Below are 17,205 nucleotides of genomic sequence, written 5' to 3'. Positions count from 1 at the left end.
GCGGCAGCACAGGGGGCGCGCGCGGGGAGAGGGGGAGCGAATTCAGCAGGACGGTCGACACACGCAGCCCGCATAGCGGATGAGGTCCATATGGACCCTCCGCCACAGGCGCACACAGGTGTCGGTCACGATCCGGAGTACACCATGGCGGTTCGGACCGGTCAACTCACTGTCACTATGTGGACCAGACAGTCACCCGGGGTGGCCCGGCGGTTTCCCGGTCGGCGGCGCGCCCGCCCGCGGGTGCGCCGGGCGCGGACGAGCTCGGTCCGGGAGCTCACGGGTGACGTCGATCCGGAAGAACCCGAGGTCCGGGCGGCCCCGGCAGCCGGCTCCGAGCTCGCGCGCTCGACCACGCGGGCAGCCGGATGCCATCCCGACAGCGGTCGGTGGCGGCCCCGCGGAGGGACTTCCGCGGGATACACCTCGTCACTGCGTGCTATCCATCACCTGTGCGGTGCGTCACGACGGTGCCGTCGAGGCCCGGAAGCGCACCCGCGAGGCGGGCCCCGGAAGGCCACAGCGGCCCATGAGCGCCGCGAGCGCGAGCCCGCCAGGTTCAGGCGGGTATGGGCGAGTTGGGTGAGTTGGGCGGGCCCGCGGGAGGACGGCCCGGCCGTCAGCCCGTGCGCACCGCGTTCTCCGCCCTCGCCTCCCGCTCCGCTTCGGCCGTCACCCTGGCGGGGCCGCCCAGTGCCGCTTCGGCCGCCGCGTACAGGTCGGCCGGGCGCACTCCGCTCAGCGCGGTGACCAGGTGTCCGTCGGGGCGCACCAGCAGCACGCTGTGCGCGGCCGCGCCGGGGTAGCTCTCGGCCACCAGGAGCTCGGCGGGGTGCGGCAGCGCGGTCACGGCGGCCGCCAGCCGGGGCATGATCCCGGCCGTCACCCAGTGCTTCCGCTCCCACACCCCCGTACCGGGTGCGATCAGCACGACGAGCAGCACCCCACGGCCGAGCCGGTCCCGCAGCGGTACGAACGTGCCGTCCTCCGCGGTCACCCGCACGTCGACGACCGGCGCACCGGGCGCCGTGTCCACCGGAGTCTCCGACTCGGAGGGGCGGGGCGCGAGCGGTGAGTCGGCGTACGTCCCCGGCCTGCCCAGCGGGCCGCGTCCCAGGTGCCCGTCCGTGAGCATGACGTCGTGGCCGCGGGCCGATCCGGGCACGTACGCCCGTAGCCCTCCGCCGCCGCGCAGCAGCGGAAGTGCCTGGTCGGCGGCGCGCAGCCGGGCGGCCACGACGGCCCGTCGCTCCACCTGATAGCTGTCGAGCAGCGCCTCGTGCGGGCCGTGGTGCCAGGCCACCGCCAGCTTCCAGGCGAGGTTGTCGGCGTCCCGCAGGCCCTCGTCCAGGCCCTGGGTGCCGAGTGCGCCGAGCAGGTGCGCGGCGTCCCCGGCCAGGAACACCCGGCCGGACCGCCACCGGCGCGCGAGGCGGTGATGCACGGTGTGGACGCCGGTGTCGAGCAGTTCGTACGGGGGTGTGGGGCCGCCGCTCCAGCCCGCGAGGGTCTCCCGGATGCGTGTCACCAGCAGGTCGGGGGTGACCAGGTCCTTGCCGGGCGGCAGCAGCCAGTCCAGGCGCCACACGTCGTCGGCGAGGGGGCGGGCGGTCACCTCGCCGGCCGAGGGGCCCGAGGTCCGCCACGGCGGCGTCCGGTGCAGCAACGCTTCGCCGGGCCACGGCAGTTCTGTCCGCAGCGCGGCCACGGCATGCCGTTCGACGGCCGTGCGGCCGGGGAAGCGGATGTCCTGGAGCTTGCGCACGGTTGAGCGCGGACCGTCGCAGCCGACGAGGTAACTGCCCCTCCACCAGGTGCCGTTGGAGCCCCGGGTGTGCGCGGTGACGCCCGAGGTCTCCTGCTCGACGGAGTCGAGGCGGCTGTTGACGGCGAGCTTGATCAGCCGCTCGTGGGCGATGGCCTCGCGCAGGGCGGCGGACAGCGTGTGCTGCGCGAGGTGCAGCGGAGGTGCGAGCTCCTCGTCGTCCCCGGGCTCGCCGGGGCTCCCGGCGCTTCCCGGGCCGGTGGAACCCTTCGCGTCGAATGCGATCTCGCGCATCACCTGCTTGCGCCGCATGGACCGCCATCCGGCCCAATGGAAACCGGCGGCGGAGAGGGGCAGACCCGTCAGGCGTTCGACGAGCGCGGCGGTGTCCTCGCGCAGTACCACCGTCCGCGCGAGCCGCTGTTCGTCCTTGCCCGGTCCCTCGTCGAGGACCACGGAGGGGACTTCCTGGCGGGCCAGCGCAAGGGCCAGCGTGAGGCCCACGGGCCCCGCGCCGACGATGATCACCGGGTCCACGGCGCGGCGCCCCCTGCCCGCAGTGGTGCCCTGGAGGACATAGGTGAACAGGAAGACGGAGCAGGGTGCACGATCACAGAATGTATGCAACCCAGTGCCGGTGCTTGCGTCAAGTGACGGGGTCCGCCGCACGGCTGAGTGGTGATCAGCCGCCACCGGCGGACCACGGGCGGGCGGCACACCGGTGTGCCGCCCGCACCCGCGCTCCGTGGCTACTTCTTCGGGCGGGTCGCGTCTGCGTCGGCCGGTCCCGGGGCTGCGTCGACGGCGTCGAGCACGCCTGGCTGTTCGGCCGGCTCGGCGGCCGCCGCCACGGCGACCCCGGTCCTCGAGCGGCGGCCCCGCCGTTCCAGCCACGTCGCGAGCGAGGAGAGCGCGAGGCACATCGCGATGTAGATCGCCGCGACGACGATGGTGACCGCCGTGAACGGGTTCTCTCCGTTGACGATGATGTTGTTGGCCATCGTCCGGGTGGCGAACAGGAGCTCCGTGTAGGTGATGACGTAGCCGAGCGAGGTGTCCTTGAGCGTGACCACCAGCTGACTGATCATCGTCGGCAGCATGGAGCGCACCGCCTGCGGCAGCAACAACGTCGTCATCACCTGGTACTTGCGCAGGCCGAGGGCGTACGCCGCCTCCACCTGGCCCCGGGGCACCGCGTTGATGCCCGCGCGGAAGATCTCGGCCTGCACACTGCCGTTGTAGATGGTCAGGCCGATGACGAGACCCCAGAACGCGGTGTTGTCGCCGACGGTGCCGAGGTCGTTCTTGTAGGTGAGGAAGACGACCCACAGGGCGTAGATGGTGATGAGCAGCGGGACGGCCCGGAACAGTTCGATGAAGCCGGTCGCGAACCAGCGGACCGGCCGGTGCTCGGACAGGCGTGCCACGGCGAGGAGCAGCCCGAGCGCCAGGGACAGCACGCCGGCCACGGCGAACACCTTCAACGTGGTCAGCACACCGTCGCGGATTTTGGTGCGCACGCCCGCGTTGTTGAAGATGTTCCAGACGTCGGGGTCCAGTTGGTTCTTGGCGTCGAGCCGGTACACGACGAAGGCGAGCAGGGCCGCCAGGGCCAGCGAGCCGAGCACCGTGTAGAGCCGGTTGCGCAGGCGGCCCTTGGGGCCCGGCGCGTCGTACAGAACGCTCGAAGTCATCGTGCGACCCCCAGGCGGCGCTCCAGCAGCCGGAAGAGACCGCTGATCGAGAACGTGATGACGAGGTAGCCGAGAGCCACCCAAAGGAAGATCCAGGTGATGGTGAAGCCCTGGTCGCTCAGCAGCTTCTGCACGCCGAAGAGTTCGGTGACACTGAACGCGCCCGCGATCGCGGAGTTCTTGGTCAGGGCGATGAAGATCGAGCTGAGCGGTGCGATCACGGTCCGTGTCGCCTGCGGCAGGACGATCACACGCAGCGTCTGCGAGAAGCTCATGCCGAGGGAGCGGGCGGCCTCCGCCTGCCCCAGCGGGACCGTGTTGATGCCCGACCGGACGGCCTCGCAGACGAATGCCGAGGTGTAGAAGCTCAGGGCGAGCAGGGCCTTCGTCCAGGGGCTCAGACCCGGTACGAAGATGACCGGGACGACGAACCACGCGATGAGGAAGAGAAGCGTCAGGGGCGTGTTCCGGAAGAGGGTGACCCAGGCGGTGCCGAACATCCGCAGCGGAGGCACGGGAGAGACACGGAACCCGGCGATGATGACACCCAGCACCATCGCGAGGAGTCCGCTGGCCAGGGTCAGCAGCAGGGTGCCTATGAAACCTTCGCGGAAGTCCGCGAGATGGTCGAGCAATACGTTCACGGGGAGGTCCTCGTGGCGGTGTACGGGCAGGGGAGGCCGCGTCCGGGGTGGTATGCCGGACGGCGTCGCGCCACGTGTCGGCCGGCCGCCGCGGACGCGCAGGGCACCGGGTCGGCGGCGGCCGGCTCAGCCGACGCCGCGGCGGCGACGTCTCGACAGTGCGTCAGTAGCGGTTGACGGCCGGCGGCTCCGTGTACGGCGAGCCGGACAGGCCGAGCGTCGCGTCGTACGCCTTCTTGTAGTCGCCGTTCTGCTCGTGCTTCTCCAGCGCGTCGTTGACCGCGTCGCGCAGGGCCTTGTCGTCCTTGTTCATGCCCACGCCGTACGGCTCCTCGGTGAACGGCCGGCCGATCACCTTGAGCTTGGTGGGGCGCTGCGCCGCGTAGCCCTTGAGGATGGCGTCGTCGGTGGTGACGGCGTCGACCTCGTTGTTGAGGAGCTGCTGCACGCACTCCGAGTACTTCGACAGTTCGACCGTCTTCGCGCCGTACTTGGGCTTCTTGATCTCCTGGAGCGGAGTCGAGCCCTTGATGGAGCACACGGTCTTGCCCTTGAGCGAGTCGGGGCCGGTGATGCCCTTCTCGTCCTTGCGCACGAGCAGGTCCGCGCCCGCCTTGAAGTACGGGCCCGCGAAGCCGACCTGCTTCTTGCGCTCGTCGTTGATCGTGTACGTGCCGACGTACAGGTCGACCTCGCCCTTCGAGATGGTGGTCTCGCGGACGTTGGAGTCGATCGTCTTGAACTCGATCTGGCCGGGCTTGAACCCGAGATCCGCGGCGACCATCTTGGCGATCTCGACGTCGAAGCCGGACCGCTTGCCGGTCGTGTCCTCGAAGCCCAGATACGGCTGGTCGTTCTTGGCGCCGATGACGAGCTTGCCCGCCTGCTGCGCCTTCTTCAGCGTGGCGGAGTCGACCTTCACACCGGTGGCCACGGCGTACGTCGGGACCTTGGGCGCGTTCGCCCCCGTGCTCCCGCCGGCGGGCTTGTCGCCCGCGTTGCCGGACTCACCGCCACAGGCCGTCAGGGTGAGCGCGAGGGCGGCGAGGGCTGCCGCGGACGCGGACGTGCGGAACTTCATGGTGGACATCCTTCGATTCGGCAGATTCGGCGTTGCGTGGTTCCGGCCGGTGGTGTGCACCGGCCGGCGGCGGCGCTGAGTCGGTGTCAGTGGTGCAGGATCTTCGACAGGAAGTCCTTGGCGCGATCGCTGCGCGGGCTGCTGAAGAACTGTTCGGGCGCGGCCTGTTCGACGATGCGGCCGTCCGCCATGAAGACCACGCGGTTCGCGGCGGAGCGTGCGAAGCCCATCTCGTGGGTGACGACGACCATGGTCATGCCGTCGCGCGCGAGCTGCTGCATGACCTCCAGCACCTCGTTGATCATCTCCGGGTCGAGGGCCGACGTCGGCTCGTCGAAGAGCATGACCTTCGGGTCCATCGCCAGCGCCCGCGCGATGGCGACGCGTTGCTGCTGGCCGCCGGAGAGCTGTGCGGGGTACTTGTCCGCCTGAGTGCCCACGCCGACCCGGTCGAGCAGAGTCCGGGCCTTCTCCTCGGCCTGCTTCTTGTCCGCCTTGCGGACCTTGATCTGCCCGAGCATCACGTTCTCGAGCACCGTCTTGTGCGCGAAGAGGTTGAAGGACTGGAAGACCATGCCCACGTCGGCGCGCAGCCGGGCGAGCGCCTTGCCCTCCTCGGGCAGCGGCTTGCCGTCGATCGTGATGTCGCCCGAATCGATCGTCTCCAGGCGGTTGACGGTGCGGCACAGGGTGGACTTCCCGGACCCGGAGGGCCCGATGACCACGACGACCTCGCCACGGGCGATCGTCAGGTCGATGTCCTGGAGCACGTGCAACGCCCCGAAGTGCTTGTTGACGCTCTTCAGGACGACCAGGTCCTCGGTCGCGGCCACGTCGTCCTTGGCCACCGATACTTCGGTCATCGCTCTGGGGCTCCGTCCTCCTCGGTTTCGGTGGACAGTAGTGAGCCCGTGCGACCAGCGTCATTACATCTGAGGGGAACTTGAGCATCACGATCGGATAGCAATCGGACACGTGTCGTAGCCGCGTGCGGACTCCGGGTGCGCGCCCGGAGCGCGGCAGGGTACCGGCTGGGTAACGGAAGCCCTCCGCAACCGGAACCCTCTTGACGCCGTCCTTGTCCATCGGCGTGACTGCCAGGGGGCACGCACGTGTGCCCTGGTTGTACAAACTGAGACTGTTTGAAGTTGTACAAGTCGGGACCGTGTGCAGCTGTCCAGGCCCGCGACCGCACGCACGAAGGACACGAGCGAAAGAACCGTGCGAACGAAGCACCGTACGAGCGAAGAACCGGGGCGGACGACCGATGGACCGGAGGGGGCCGGAATGAGACTGCTGCTCGTCGAGGACGACAACCACGTCGCCGCCGCCCTGTCCGCCGTGCTGGCGCGTCACGGCTTCGAGGTCACCCACGCCCGCAGCGGCGAGGAGGCTCTGCAGGCACTGGTCCCGGAGAGCGACGGATTCGGTGTCGTCCTGCTCGACCTGGGCCTGCCCGACCAGGACGGCTACGAGGTCTGCGGCAAGATCCGCAAGCGCACCAGCACGCCGGTGATCATGGTCACGGCCCGCTCCGACGTACGCTCCCGCATCCACGGCCTCAACCTCGGCGCCGACGACTACGTGGTGAAGCCGTACGACACCGGCGAACTGCTCGCCCGTATCCACGCCGTCAGCCGCCGCAGCGCCCACGACGAGACCGGGGCGGCCGGCGACGGCGCCCTGCGGCTCGGCCAGGTCCGCATCGAACTGCCCACCCGCCAGGTGAGCGTGGGCGGTTCGGTCGTCCAGCTGACCCGCAAGGAGTTCGACCTGCTCGCGCTGCTCGCCCAGCGCCCCGGCGTCGTCTTCCGCCGGGAACAGATCATCAGCGAGGTCTGGCGCACCAGTTGGGAGGGGACCGGGCGCACCCTGGAGGTGCACGTCGCGTCCCTGCGCTCCAAGCTGCGGATGCCGGCGCTGATCGAGACCGTGCGCGGTGTGGGGTACCGCCTCGTCGCCCCCACGGCGTAGCGTGCACCGTGCGCACCCGCCTGCTTCCCCTGCTCATCGTCCTGATGGCCGCCGTGCTGCTCGCGCTCGGCATCCCGCTCGCCGGGAGCGTCGCGGCCGCCGAGCAGCAGCGCGTGGTCGTCGACCGCATCGACGACACGGCACGCTTCGCCGCCCTCGCGCAGTTCGTCACCGACCAGCCGACAGGCCCCCGGGTGAGCGCCGTCGACGAGCGCCGGCAGACCCTGATCAAGGAACTCGCCGCCTACTACGACGTGTACGGCATCCGCACGGGCGTCTTCTACCGCAACCTCGCCGTCATGGCCAACGCGCCGGAGACCCTGTACCTGCCCGCGGAGGGCGAGGGCCGCGAGGCCTTCAACGAAGCGCTCCTCGGCCGCCGCAGCCACGACCCGGAGCAGGTCTGGCCCTGGCAGCGCCACCGGCTCGTCGTCGCGTCACCGGTCATCCGGGACGGTGACGTCATCGCCGTCGTCGTCACCGACTCGCCCACCGGGCAGATGCGTTCGAAGATCCTGCAGGGCTGGCTGATCATCGGCGCGGGCGAGATCGCCGCGATGCTCCTCGCCCTCGGCGCGGCGCTGCGCCTCACCGGATGGGTGCTCAGGCCGGTGCGCGTCCTCGACGCCACCACCCACGACATAGCGACCGGACGCCTGAAGTCCCGGGTGGCGGTCGCCGGCGGACCGCCCGAACTCAGGCGCCTGGCCCGGTCGTTCAACGAGATGGCGGACAACGTCGAGGACGTCCTGGAGCAGCAGCGGGCCTTCGTCGCCGACGCCTCGCACCAACTGCGCAACCCGCTCTCGGCGTTGCTACTGCGCATCGAGCTGCTCGCCCTCGAACTGCCGGAGGGCAACGAGGAGATCGCGTCCGTCCGCACCGAAGGCAAGCGGCTCGCCGAGGTCCTGGACGACCTGCTCGACCTGGCGCTCGCCGAGCACGCCGAGGCGGACCTGCGGCTCACCGACATCGGTGAGCTGACGGCCGAGCGCGTCGCCTCCTGGTCACCCCTCGCCGACAGCATGGGCGTACGGCTGACCGGTACCTGCCCGGCCACCACCGCCTGGGCCGATCCGGTCACGCTGTCCAGCGCCCTGGACGCGGTGATAGACAACGCCCTGAAATTCACGCCGGAGGGCGAGAGCGTCGAGGTGGAGGTCTTCTCGAACGGCGAGGTCTCGAAGGTCGTCGTCGCCGATCGCGGGCCGGGCCTGAGCGACGAGGAACTCGTCCGCATCGGCGACCGCTTCTGGCGCAGCGCCGGGCACCAGAACATCAAGGGGTCGGGCCTCGGCCTGTCCATCTCGCGGGTCCTGCTCTCGGCCGGCGGCGGCTCCCTCTCGTACGCGCATCACGAGCCGCAAGGGCTGAAGGTGACGGTGACGGTGCCGAGGTCCGAACCGGCGTCCTGACCCGGGTCCTTCGCCGGCCGGTGCCCACGTGACCTACGGCTTGACCGAGCGGTAGTAGCGCCGGGCGCCCTCGTGCAGGGGAAGCGGGTCGGTGTAGATCGCCGTCCGCAGGTCCACCAACTGGGCCGCGTGCACCTGGGAGCCGATGTGGTCACGGCTGTTGATCACCGTACGCGTGAGCTCCTCCGTCAGCCGCGCGTCCGAGTCCTCCCGGGTGATCAGGTAGTTCGCCACCGCCAGCGTCTGCACGGAGGCGCCCTGCTGTGCCGCGGGATAGGCGTCCGCGGGCATCACGGCGGCCCGGTAGTAGCGGGAGGCGCCACCCTGCTCGTGCAGCTTCGCGACCAGGTCGCTGCCGATCGGCACCAGCCTGATGTCGAAGTTCTTCGAGAGCCCCTGGACAGCGCTGGTCGGCAGACCGCCCGACCAGAAGAAGGCGTCGATCCTGTGCTTTTCGAGCAGGTCGGGCATGGTCCCGATGCCGTCGGAGAACGGCGAGATGTCGTGCTTCGGATCGAGGCCGGCCGCCTGGAGCACATGTTCCGCTATCAGCCGTACCCCGGAGCCGTCCGGCCCCACGGCGACCTTCTTGCCCCGCAGGTCCGCCACCGACCGCACGGGCGAGGTGCGCGGGACCACGAGGTGCACGTAGTCGTCGTAGAGCCGCGCGCAGCCGCGCAACCGGGCGGCGCCCGGCCTGTTCTCCATCAGGTACGTCTCCACGGCGTCGGCCGCCGCGATGGTGAAGTCGGCCTGTCCGGTGGCCACGCGGCGCACGTTCTCCTGCGAGCCGTCGCTGTTCTTCAGACGTACGTCGAGGCGAGGCATGTCCTTGGCGATCGCGCTCTGCAGGAGCACACCGTACTTCTGGTAGACCCCCGTCGGTGTGCCCGTGCTGAAGGTGATCGACCCGCCCGGCGACTCCTCGCCCAGGGGCAGCAGCCACCAGAGCAGCAGCCCGAACACCGCGAACGCGGCCGCCGAGCCGAACAGCGTGCGGCGCCTGCCGATGCGGGGAAGTGCCTGGAACATGCGCGCGATCCTGCCAGCCAGGGGACCCTCCTGGCCAGGGCGGGACGGACGGCGGGCCGTGCGGGAGGACGGACGGGGGCGGGGCAGCGGGACGGACACGAGGCGGGGCGGCGGGTCGGACGGGGGCGGGGCGGCGGGTCGGACGGGGGCGGGGCAGCGGGACGGACGGGGGCGGTGCGGTGGGTCGGTAGGGTCGGACGATGCAGTCCTCCTCCTCCGACTCCCCCTCCGTGGTCCCCTCGCCCGCCGCGCTGGTCCGCGCGTTCCACCTCGCCTTCGGCCTCGCCGCCCGCAGCACGCCGACGGAGGTCTCCCCGGCGCTCGCCGCCCACCGGGGTGAGCTGCTCGCCGAGGAGGCCGCCGAAGTGGCCGAGGTCTCGGTCACGGGTCCGCTGGACCGGCTGGCGCACGAACTGGCCGACGTCGTCTACGTCGCGTACGGCACCGCACTCGTCCACGGCATCGACCTCGACGAGGTGATCGCCGAGGTCCACCGGTCCAACATGACGAAGGTGGGTCCGGACGGCCGTGTCGCCCGCCGGGCCGACGGCAAGGTCCTCAAGGGAGAGCACTACCGCGCGCCGGACGTGACGGCGGTGCTGCGCGGGCAGGGGTGGCGGGGCGCGGACGCGTAGCCTTGCGGCCCCGGGAGCGGATGCGTGGGGCCTTTCGGCCGCGGGAGCGGACGCGTGGGCCTTTCGGCCCCGGGACCGGACGTGTGAGCCCGCTGGCCCCGGACCGGACGTGTGAGCCCGCCGGCCCGGGACGGGCTCCGCTCAGTCCGGGACGGCCGTCTGCCGGCGTACGTCGTCCGCCCGCTCCGCGTCGGCCTCCGGCGCCGTCCATTCCTCCGTCTCGGCGGGGCGCCCGCCGACGCTCGCGCGCCCGGGGCCGCCGGCGAACCGGGCGGCGAGCCGCGCCGCCAGCGGCTGCGTGTAGCGGGCGGTGAGCGGGCCGAGTACGACCAGGATCAGCACGTACGCCGTGGCCAGTGGGCCGAGAGACGGCTCGATGCCGGCGGTGACCGCGAGCCCGGCGATCACGATGGAGAACTCGCCGCGCGCGACCAGCGCACCGCCCGCCCGCCAACGGCCCTTGACGGAGATGCCTGCCCGACGCGCGGCCCAGTACCCGGTCGCGATCTTCGTCAGCGCCGTCACCGCGGCCAGCGCCAGCGCGGGCAGCAGCACGGGCGGAATGCTCGCCGGGTCGGTGTGCAGTCCGAAGAAGACGAAGAAGATGGCCGCGAACAGGTCCCGCAGCGGGCTCAGCAGCGTGTGCGCCCCCTCCGCGACCTCCCCCGACAGGGCGATGCCGACCAGGAACGCGCCGACCGCGGCGGACACCTGGAGCTGCTGCGCGAGGCCCGCGACGAGGATCGTCAGGCCGAGCACGACAAGCAGCAGCTTCTCGGGGTCGTCGCTGGAGACGAAGCGGGAGATGACGCGGCCGTAGCGGACGGCCACGAACAGGACGAGTCCCGCGGCCCCCAGCGCGATCGCCAGCGTCACGCTCCCGGCGGCCAGCCCCACCCCGGCCACCAGCGCGGTGACGATCGGCAGGTAGACCGCCATCGCCAGGTCCTCCAGGACCAGGATGCTCAGGATCACCGGAGTCTCCCGGTTGCCGACCCGCCCCAGGTCGCCGAGCACCTTGGCGATCACCCCGGACGACGAGATCCAGGTGACACCCGCCAGGACCACCGCGGCCACCGGACCCCAGCCCAGCAGGAGCGCGGCGGCGGCGCCCGGCAGGGCGTTGAGCGTGCAGTCGACCAGGCCCGACGGATAGTGGGCCTTGAGGTTCGAGACCAGATCGCTCGCCGTGTACTCCAGGCCGAGCATCAGCAGCAGCAGGATGACGCCGATCTCGGCGCCGGTGGCGACGAACTCCTCGCTCGCGCCGAGCGGGAGCAGCCCGCCCTCACCGAAGGCGAGACCGGCCAGCAGATAGAGCGGGATGGGGGAGAACCGCAGCCGGGCCGCGGCACGGCCGAGCAGGCCGAGACAGAGGATGATGGCGCCGAACTCGATCAGCAGAACCGCAGAGTGCACGCGCTCACTCCCGTCCGAGTATCGTCGCGGCGCCGTCGACGCCCTCACGGGTCCCGACGACGATCAGGGTGTCCCCGCCGGCCAGCCGGAAGTCCGGTGTGGGGGACGGGATCGCCTCCGCACGCCGCAGCACCGCCACGACGGAGGCGCCGGTCTCGGTCCGCATCCGGGTCTCGCCGAGCACCCGCCCGTTCCACCGCGACGTCGCGGCGATCTCGATGCGCTCGGCGATCAGCCCGAGGTCGGTGGTGTACAGCAGGCTCGGGCTGTGATGGGAGGGCTTCAGGGCGTTGATCAGCGAGGCCGCCTCACCGCTCGACAGCCGCAGCGACTGCGCGCAGGAGTCGGGGTCGTCGGCCTGGTACACGCTGACGGTGCGGGCGCCGTCGCGGTGCGCCACCACGGACAGGTGGCGCTGTTCACGGGTCACGAGGTCGTACTGCACCCCGATACCCGGCAGTGGCGTCGCCCGCAGGCGTGGAGCCGACATGATTCTCCCCTTGCTCGTCTCGACGCCCGTTGTGCGTCGTACTGGGTTCGTCGTACTGGTCTTGTCTGTCGTCGTGGCCTGACGCGACGCGGCGGTGTGCGTCACATCCGTCCGCGTCGGGCTGTCCGTGTCGCGCCACGGCCGCGATGCGGCCCCGCGTCGAGGCTGTCCGGCCGAGGGCGGCCGCCCCGGATCCGTCGCGCGCGTCGGCACGATGCGGCCCGCGAAAAAGCCCACCCAAAACGGTCATGCTGCCATCTCGCCGTACCGTTGCGACATGGGTGCTGGCACGGATGGACAGGGCCGCCCGGCTGTTGCGAGGCTGTTGGGGGCGGTGGCACGGCCGCAGGTCGGGAAGGACGGGATGCCTGCCGCGGAGCGGGCGAAGGCAGCCGCGCGGAAGCCGACCGGAAGGGACGGACAGAGGAACGTGTCGCTGTTCCGGCGGATCTTCCTGCTCAACGCCGCGGGTCTGACCGTGGCGACCGCCCTGCTGCTGGGACCGGTCACCGTCTCGACACCGATACTTCCCGGCGAGGCACTCATCGTCGTGCTGGGGCTGGCGCTGATGCTCGTCCTCAACGCGGTCGTCCTGCGGATCGGCCTCGCCCCGCTGCAACGGCTGGGCCGGGCCATGGCCACCGCCGACCTCACCCATCCTGGAACCCGGGCGCCCGTCACGGGTCCGGCCGAGGTGGCCGAGCTGATCACCACGTACAACACCATGCTCGACCGGCTGGAGACCGAGCGTGCCACCAGTTCGGCCCGCGCGCTCTCCGCGCAGGAGGGCGAACGCCGGCGCGTCTCCCAGGAGCTGCACGACGAGGTGGGCCAGACCCTGACCGCCGTCCTGCTCCAGCTCAAGCGGGTCTGCGACCGGGTGCCCGGGGAGTTGCGGCAGGAGGTGAGCCAGGCGCAGGAGGCCACCCGCGGCAGCCTGGACGAGATCCGCCGCATCGCCCGCCGGCTGCGCCCGGGTGTGCTGGAGGAGCTCGGACTGCACAGCGCGCTGCGCTCCCTCGCGGGCGAGTTCACCACACACGGGCTGTCCGTGACCCATCACCTCGACGCCGATCTGCCCCCGCTGAACGACGAGGCCGAACTCGTGGTCTACCGGGTGGCGCAGGAGGGGCTGACCAACACGGCCCGGCACGCGGGCGCCGACCGCGCCGAACTCCGGCTGCGGCGCGTCGGGGACGGCGTCGAACTCCTCGTACGGGACAACGGCGGCGGAACGGGCCGGGCGCGGGAGGGAGCGGGCATCACCGGGATGCGCGAGCGGGCGCTGCTGGTCGGCGCCGCGTTCTCGCTGGGGCCGGCACCCGAGCGGGGCACCGACGTACGGCTGCGGCTCACGACGACCGGCGGGCGCCCGCAGCCGCGTCCGGGCGTCACCACCGGCACCAGCGTCGACACCGCTACCGCCCCCGACAAGGCTCCCGACGCCGCCTCCGACACCGCTTCCGAGGGAGACCGATGATGTCCGCGCCCGCCGGGAGGCCCACGCGCGTCCTGCTCGCCGACGACCACACACTCGTGCGCCGCGGTGTGCGGCTCATCCTCGACGGTGAACCCGACCTGAGGGTGGTGGCGGAGGCCGGAGACGGTGCCGAGGCCGTCGCCCTGGCCCGCGAGACGGAGGTGGACCTCGCCGTTCTCGATGTGGCCATGCCCCGTATGACCGGCCTGCAGGCGGCCCGCGAACTCTCCCGGCGTCTGCCCGACCTGCGCATCCTCATCCTGACGATGTACGACAACGAGCAGTACTTCTTCGAGGCACTCAAGGCCGGTGCCTGCGGCTACGTCCTGAAGTCGGTCGCCGACCGGGACCTGGTCGAGGCGTGCCGGGCGGCGATGCGCGACGAACCGTTCATCTATCCCGGCGCCGAGACCGCGATCGTGCGCACCTACCTCGAACGTCTGCGCCGTGGCGAGGGGCTGCCCGCGCGGGCCGTCACCGACCGGGAGGAGGAGGTGCTGAAGCTGGTCGCCGAGGGGCACACGACGAAGGAGATCGGCGAGCTGCTCTTCATCAGCGCCAAGACCGTGGAGAGCCACCGGGCGAACCTCCTGCAGAAGCTCGGAATGCGCGACCGCCTCGAGCTCACCCGGTACGCGATCCGCGCGGGGCTCATCGAGCCGTGATCCGGCGGCACCGTGTCGTACGGCCGCCGCGGGTTCGTCCGTGCGTGAGCGCTCCGCTTCCCGGCTCGGGGCTCAGGGCCGCGGATCGTTCAGGAACCGAGGCACTCGCTGTTGTCGCCGCCGGACCGGCACTGCGACTGCGGGCCGCTGTGGCCCGGGCTCGGTGCGGGCGGACGGCCGCCACCGTGCTCCGCGCTCAGGCCGATCACCACGCCGAGCACGAGCGAGAGGCCCGCGAGCGACTGCACGCAGGTGGTGACGATCGCCCCGCCCCGGTAGGACACGACCGCCGAGACCAGCACGAGCGCGCCGACGGCCGAGACGTACACGACCGGCCTGACGACGCTGACGGCCTCCGTGCCGGCGCCCGTGTCGAAGAACGCGTACCCGGCCGCGTCCAGACCGGACACGAGCGCGAGCACCGCCGCGACGGCGTCCACGACGAGCAGGACGAGGGCGAGGACGACATCGGCGAACGGGCTCGGCCGCCGGCGGGACTCCGGGGAAGGCGTCATACGGCAAGCCTCGCGTTCGGGGACGTCCGGGTCCTGAGCGGAAGTACCCAGCTCGCGCCTGAGTAGGGGACGGGGCCCCGAGCCGGGCGCGGGGCCCGTGTCCGCGCCTCCGCCTCGCCCCCGCCCTGCCCTCACCTCCGGTCAGCCGAGTGGGCGCATGTCACCCCCGTACACCGTGCGGTAGTCCGGGACGACGATCCGGCTCGCCGGGGACGACCGGCGTACCTGGGCGACGAACGCGTCCAGGTCCATCGACGGGTCGCGGCGCGGGGGAGCGGTCAGGGGTTCCTCGAAGTTGTCCCAGTGCACGGGCACGACGACCCCGGGCCGGTCCAGGGCCCGCAGCAGCCTGGGGACGTAGTCGTGGGTCGCGGTGCCGGCCGGCACCGCGACCATGGCGAGATCGGGGCGCAGCCCCCGCGCCGCCCGTTCGCAGAAGTCGCTGGCGCCCATCAGGAACGCCGACGGACCGCCGCTCCCCGCCGTCACCAGGAAGGCGAGCGTGTCGCCCTCCGGCAGGTCCGAGATGGTCCTCGGGGGTGTCGCCGGCGGTGCGTGGAGGGTGCCGGGGGCGAAGTAGGAGTACTTCTTGTTGCGGCTGTGCAGACTCGCCACGACCTCGACGGTGAGTCCACCGCCGAAGTCCAGCACCTCGCCGCCCTTCACCACGGAGACCTGCCCCGGGTCGACGCCGGACGCGACCAGCAGGTGGTACGTCGTCTCGGTGCCGACGACACGGGCGCCGGTGGTCCTGGCGATGTGCGGCACATCGGCGAGATGGTCCCAGTGGGCGTGGCTGACCAGGACGAGTTCGGGGTGCCCGACGTGTTCCCGTACCAGGTCGGGATCGGTGCGCAGCTCCGTGCCGGCGTCGAAGGCACCGTCGAACAGACCGGTCCTGAAGCGGGTGAGGTACGGGTCGAAGAGCACGGTCCGGCCATCGACGTCGATGCGCCAGCCGGCGGTGCCGAACCAGCGTAAGGACGCCGAGGCCGGTGTCGGTGTCGGCGTCGGCGTCGATTCGGGCGTGTGCGCCGCCGGGGGCGTGGCCGTCGAACCGGCGGCCGTGGCGGCTGCGGCGGGCAGGAGCGGGGCGGCCGTGCCGAGTGCGGCGCCGCGCAGTACCGTGCGGCGGCCGAGCAGGGGGGAACCCTGGGGGTTCTCGTTGTCGCGCATGGCGTCAGGAGATCAGGGGCCGGCGACCCCCGTCCAAGATCGATCCTGTGCCCTGCCGATACGTGAGCGCATATGAGACCTGGTCACAGTCCCGCGTTCCGCAGGAAGTCGACGGCGATCCTGGCCGCGTCGCCGATCGCCGCGTCCACCTCCGGCCCGGTGGCCGCGAGTTGGCGGGTCCGGGCGAAGACGGAGACCGCGTAGCACCGGCCGTCGGGGTACCGGACGACGCCCGCCTCCATGTGCAGCCCCGGAAGCGTCCCGGTCTTGGCCGCGATCACCGTGTCGCCGGGGAACCCCGACACCAGCCGGTGCCGGAAGACTTGACGACTCATCAAGTCACGTACCTGGGCGCAGACTTCCGGTGTACCGGCCTCGTCGCGCCAGATGAGACGGAGTAGTTCGGTGGTCTCGCGGGGCGTGCCGGCGTTGGTCCGCAGGGGGTCCAGGACCGCCATCCGCCGCTTGCGGTCCTCCGGCAGGGCCGGGTATCGGACGGCGAACTCCCCCTCGTCGCGCGCCCCGACCTCGGCGAGCATCGACTCCAGGAGGTCCCGCGGTCCTCCCACGATGCGGGTCCGGTCCAGCCCCAGCTCCCGGGCGAGCAGCCGTACGGTGTCCAGGCCGACCCGGTCGAGGAGCAGATCCGCCGCCGAGTTGTCGCTGACCGACATCGCGAAGAACGCCAGATCGCGCAGCGACAGTTCGACGTCGTCCGCGCAGCCCGCCGTGCCCCAGCCGCCGAGCCGGTCGGCCGCCGTCACCCGTACCCGCTCCCGGGGGTCGAGCTGCCCGGTCGCCACCTGCCGGGCGAACTCCAGGACCAGCAGCACCTTGAACACCGAGGCGAGCACGACGGGTTCGTCGGCGCCGACGGCCACCTCGCGCACGCGGGACTCCGCGAGGACGGCCGACCCGGGCACGCCGGGGTCCGTACGACGCGGGTGCCCGGGCCGGGTGCCGACGGGGTCCGTCCGCTCGGCGCCGACGGGGTCCGTCCGCTCGGCGCCGACGGGGTGCGTCCACCGGGCGCCGACGGGTCCCGTCCGCTGTCTGCCGTCAGGGTCCGCCCGTGCGACACCGGGGGCATCCGCCCGTGCGACACCCAGGGCATCCGCCCGTGCGGCGCCGATGGGGACCGCGTGCAGGAGGCCCTCGGCGCCCGCCTCCGCGAAAACCGCGCGGATCCGTTCCTCGGCCATCGGTTAGCCCGCCCCCTC

The 17,205-nt window shown here is 71.7% G+C and carries 17 protein-coding genes; 5 read left to right on the top strand and 12 right to left on the bottom strand.

What is annotated here, in order from left to right:
* Nucleotides 1–42: 42 nt before the first annotated feature.
* The 6 genes from OG199_RS13185 to OG199_RS13160 all read right to left on the bottom strand — a co-directional run bounded on the left by OG199_RS13185 (nt 43) and on the right by OG199_RS13160 (nt 6,047).
* On the bottom strand, nt 43–114 hold the full coding sequence (locus OG199_RS13185) for a putative leader peptide (protein WP_322747027.1): 72 nt from the start codon (nt 112–114) through the stop codon (nt 43–45).
* Between the two features lie 505 nt (nt 115–619).
* Entirely contained in the window at nt 620–2,302 is a 1,683-nt protein-coding gene (locus OG199_RS13180) for an FAD-dependent monooxygenase (protein ID WP_356801889.1), read from the bottom strand.
* A gap of 212 nt (nt 2,303–2,514) precedes the next feature.
* Nucleotides 2,515–3,459 carry an amino acid ABC transporter permease gene (locus OG199_RS13175; protein WP_356801890.1) on the bottom strand — a complete coding sequence of 315 codons (945 nt, stop codon included), beginning with the start codon at nt 3,457–3,459 and terminating at the stop codon, nt 2,515–2,517.
* Nucleotides 3,456–4,103, bottom strand: a complete 648-nt coding sequence (locus OG199_RS13170) for an amino acid ABC transporter permease (protein ID WP_356801892.1) — start codon at nt 4,101–4,103, stop codon at nt 3,456–3,458. The genes OG199_RS13175 and OG199_RS13170 overlap by 4 nt, the downstream gene beginning before the upstream one ends.
* Before the next feature lie 163 nt (nt 4,104–4,266).
* Entirely contained in the window at nt 4,267–5,184 is a 918-nt protein-coding gene (locus OG199_RS13165; RefSeq protein WP_356801894.1) for a glutamate ABC transporter substrate-binding protein, read from the bottom strand.
* Between the two features lie 86 nt (nt 5,185–5,270).
* Complete coding sequence (locus OG199_RS13160; protein WP_401801597.1) at nt 5,271–6,047, bottom strand: amino acid ABC transporter ATP-binding protein; 777 nt, start codon at nt 6,045–6,047, stop codon at nt 5,271–5,273.
* Nucleotides 6,048–6,471: 424 nt separating this feature from the next.
* On the opposite strand from OG199_RS13160, the gene OG199_RS13155 reads away from it, so the two are divergent.
* Together OG199_RS13155 and OG199_RS13150 are read left to right on the top strand one after the other, a co-directional pair.
* The gene (locus tag OG199_RS13155) at nt 6,472–7,158 is read left to right on the top strand and encodes a response regulator transcription factor (RefSeq protein ID WP_356808318.1); all 687 of its coding nucleotides are present in this window, start codon (nt 6,472–6,474) and stop codon (nt 7,156–7,158) included.
* Between the two features lie 8 nt (nt 7,159–7,166).
* Nucleotides 7,167–8,573: an ATP-binding protein gene (locus OG199_RS13150; RefSeq protein WP_405829623.1), complete on the top strand. Its 1,407-nt coding sequence runs from the start codon at nt 7,167–7,169 to the stop codon at nt 8,571–8,573.
* Between the two features lie 33 nt (nt 8,574–8,606).
* On the opposite strand, the gene OG199_RS13145 is transcribed toward OG199_RS13150, so the two are convergent.
* A complete protein-coding gene (locus OG199_RS13145; protein WP_405829621.1) occupies nt 8,607–9,605 on the bottom strand; it encodes a TAXI family TRAP transporter solute-binding subunit in 999 nt (332 codons plus the stop codon).
* Nucleotides 9,606–9,805: 200 nt separating this feature from the next.
* Here OG199_RS13145 and OG199_RS13140 point away from each other — a divergent pair, with 200 nt between their 5' ends.
* The gene (locus OG199_RS13140) at nt 9,806–10,240 is read left to right on the top strand and encodes a MazG nucleotide pyrophosphohydrolase domain-containing protein (RefSeq protein WP_356808321.1); all 435 of its coding nucleotides are present in this window, start codon (nt 9,806–9,808) and stop codon (nt 10,238–10,240) included.
* Between the two features lie 141 nt (nt 10,241–10,381).
* Here OG199_RS13140 and OG199_RS13135 read toward each other — a convergent pair whose 3' ends face one another.
* Both OG199_RS13135 and OG199_RS13130 read right to left on the bottom strand, forming a co-directional pair.
* The gene (locus OG199_RS13135) at nt 10,382–11,659 is read right to left on the bottom strand and encodes a cation:proton antiporter (protein ID WP_356808323.1); all 1,278 of its coding nucleotides are present in this window, start codon (nt 11,657–11,659) and stop codon (nt 10,382–10,384) included.
* Between the two features lie 4 nt (nt 11,660–11,663).
* Nucleotides 11,664–12,149: a cation:proton antiporter regulatory subunit gene (locus OG199_RS13130; protein ID WP_266701960.1), complete on the bottom strand. Its 486-nt coding sequence runs from the start codon at nt 12,147–12,149 to the stop codon at nt 11,664–11,666.
* Between the two features lie 430 nt (nt 12,150–12,579).
* On the opposite strand from OG199_RS13130, the gene OG199_RS13125 reads away from it, so the two are divergent.
* The gene (locus OG199_RS13125; RefSeq protein ID WP_405834525.1) at nt 12,580–13,629 is read left to right on the top strand and encodes a histidine kinase; all 1,050 of its coding nucleotides are present in this window, start codon (nt 12,580–12,582) and stop codon (nt 13,627–13,629) included.
* Complete coding sequence (locus tag OG199_RS13120) at nt 13,626–14,294, top strand: response regulator transcription factor (protein ID WP_329290906.1); 669 nt, start codon at nt 13,626–13,628, stop codon at nt 14,292–14,294. The genes OG199_RS13125 and OG199_RS13120 overlap by 4 nt, the downstream gene beginning before the upstream one ends.
* A gap of 89 nt (nt 14,295–14,383) precedes the next feature.
* On the opposite strand, the gene OG199_RS13115 is transcribed toward OG199_RS13120, so the two are convergent.
* The 3 genes from OG199_RS13115 to OG199_RS13105 form a co-directional block, all read right to left on the bottom strand.
* The gene (locus OG199_RS13115) at nt 14,384–14,809 is read right to left on the bottom strand and encodes a DUF6234 family protein (RefSeq protein WP_405829618.1); all 426 of its coding nucleotides are present in this window, start codon (nt 14,807–14,809) and stop codon (nt 14,384–14,386) included.
* A 141-nt stretch (nt 14,810–14,950) separates the two neighbouring features.
* Entirely contained in the window at nt 14,951–15,985 is a 1,035-nt protein-coding gene (locus OG199_RS13110; RefSeq protein ID WP_405829617.1) for an MBL fold metallo-hydrolase, read from the bottom strand.
* 83 nt (nt 15,986–16,068) lie between these two features.
* Nucleotides 16,069–17,187 carry a serine hydrolase gene (locus OG199_RS13105; protein WP_405829615.1) on the bottom strand — a complete coding sequence of 373 codons (1,119 nt, stop codon included), beginning with the start codon at nt 17,185–17,187 and terminating at the stop codon, nt 16,069–16,071.
* Nucleotides 17,188–17,205 lie beyond the last annotated feature (18 nt).

The organism is Streptomyces sp. NBC_01176 (assembly GCF_045039825.1).
Taxonomy (GTDB): domain Bacteria; phylum Actinomycetota; class Actinomycetes; order Streptomycetales; family Streptomycetaceae; genus Streptomyces.
This window is presented reverse-complemented; position numbering and strand designations above follow the sequence as displayed.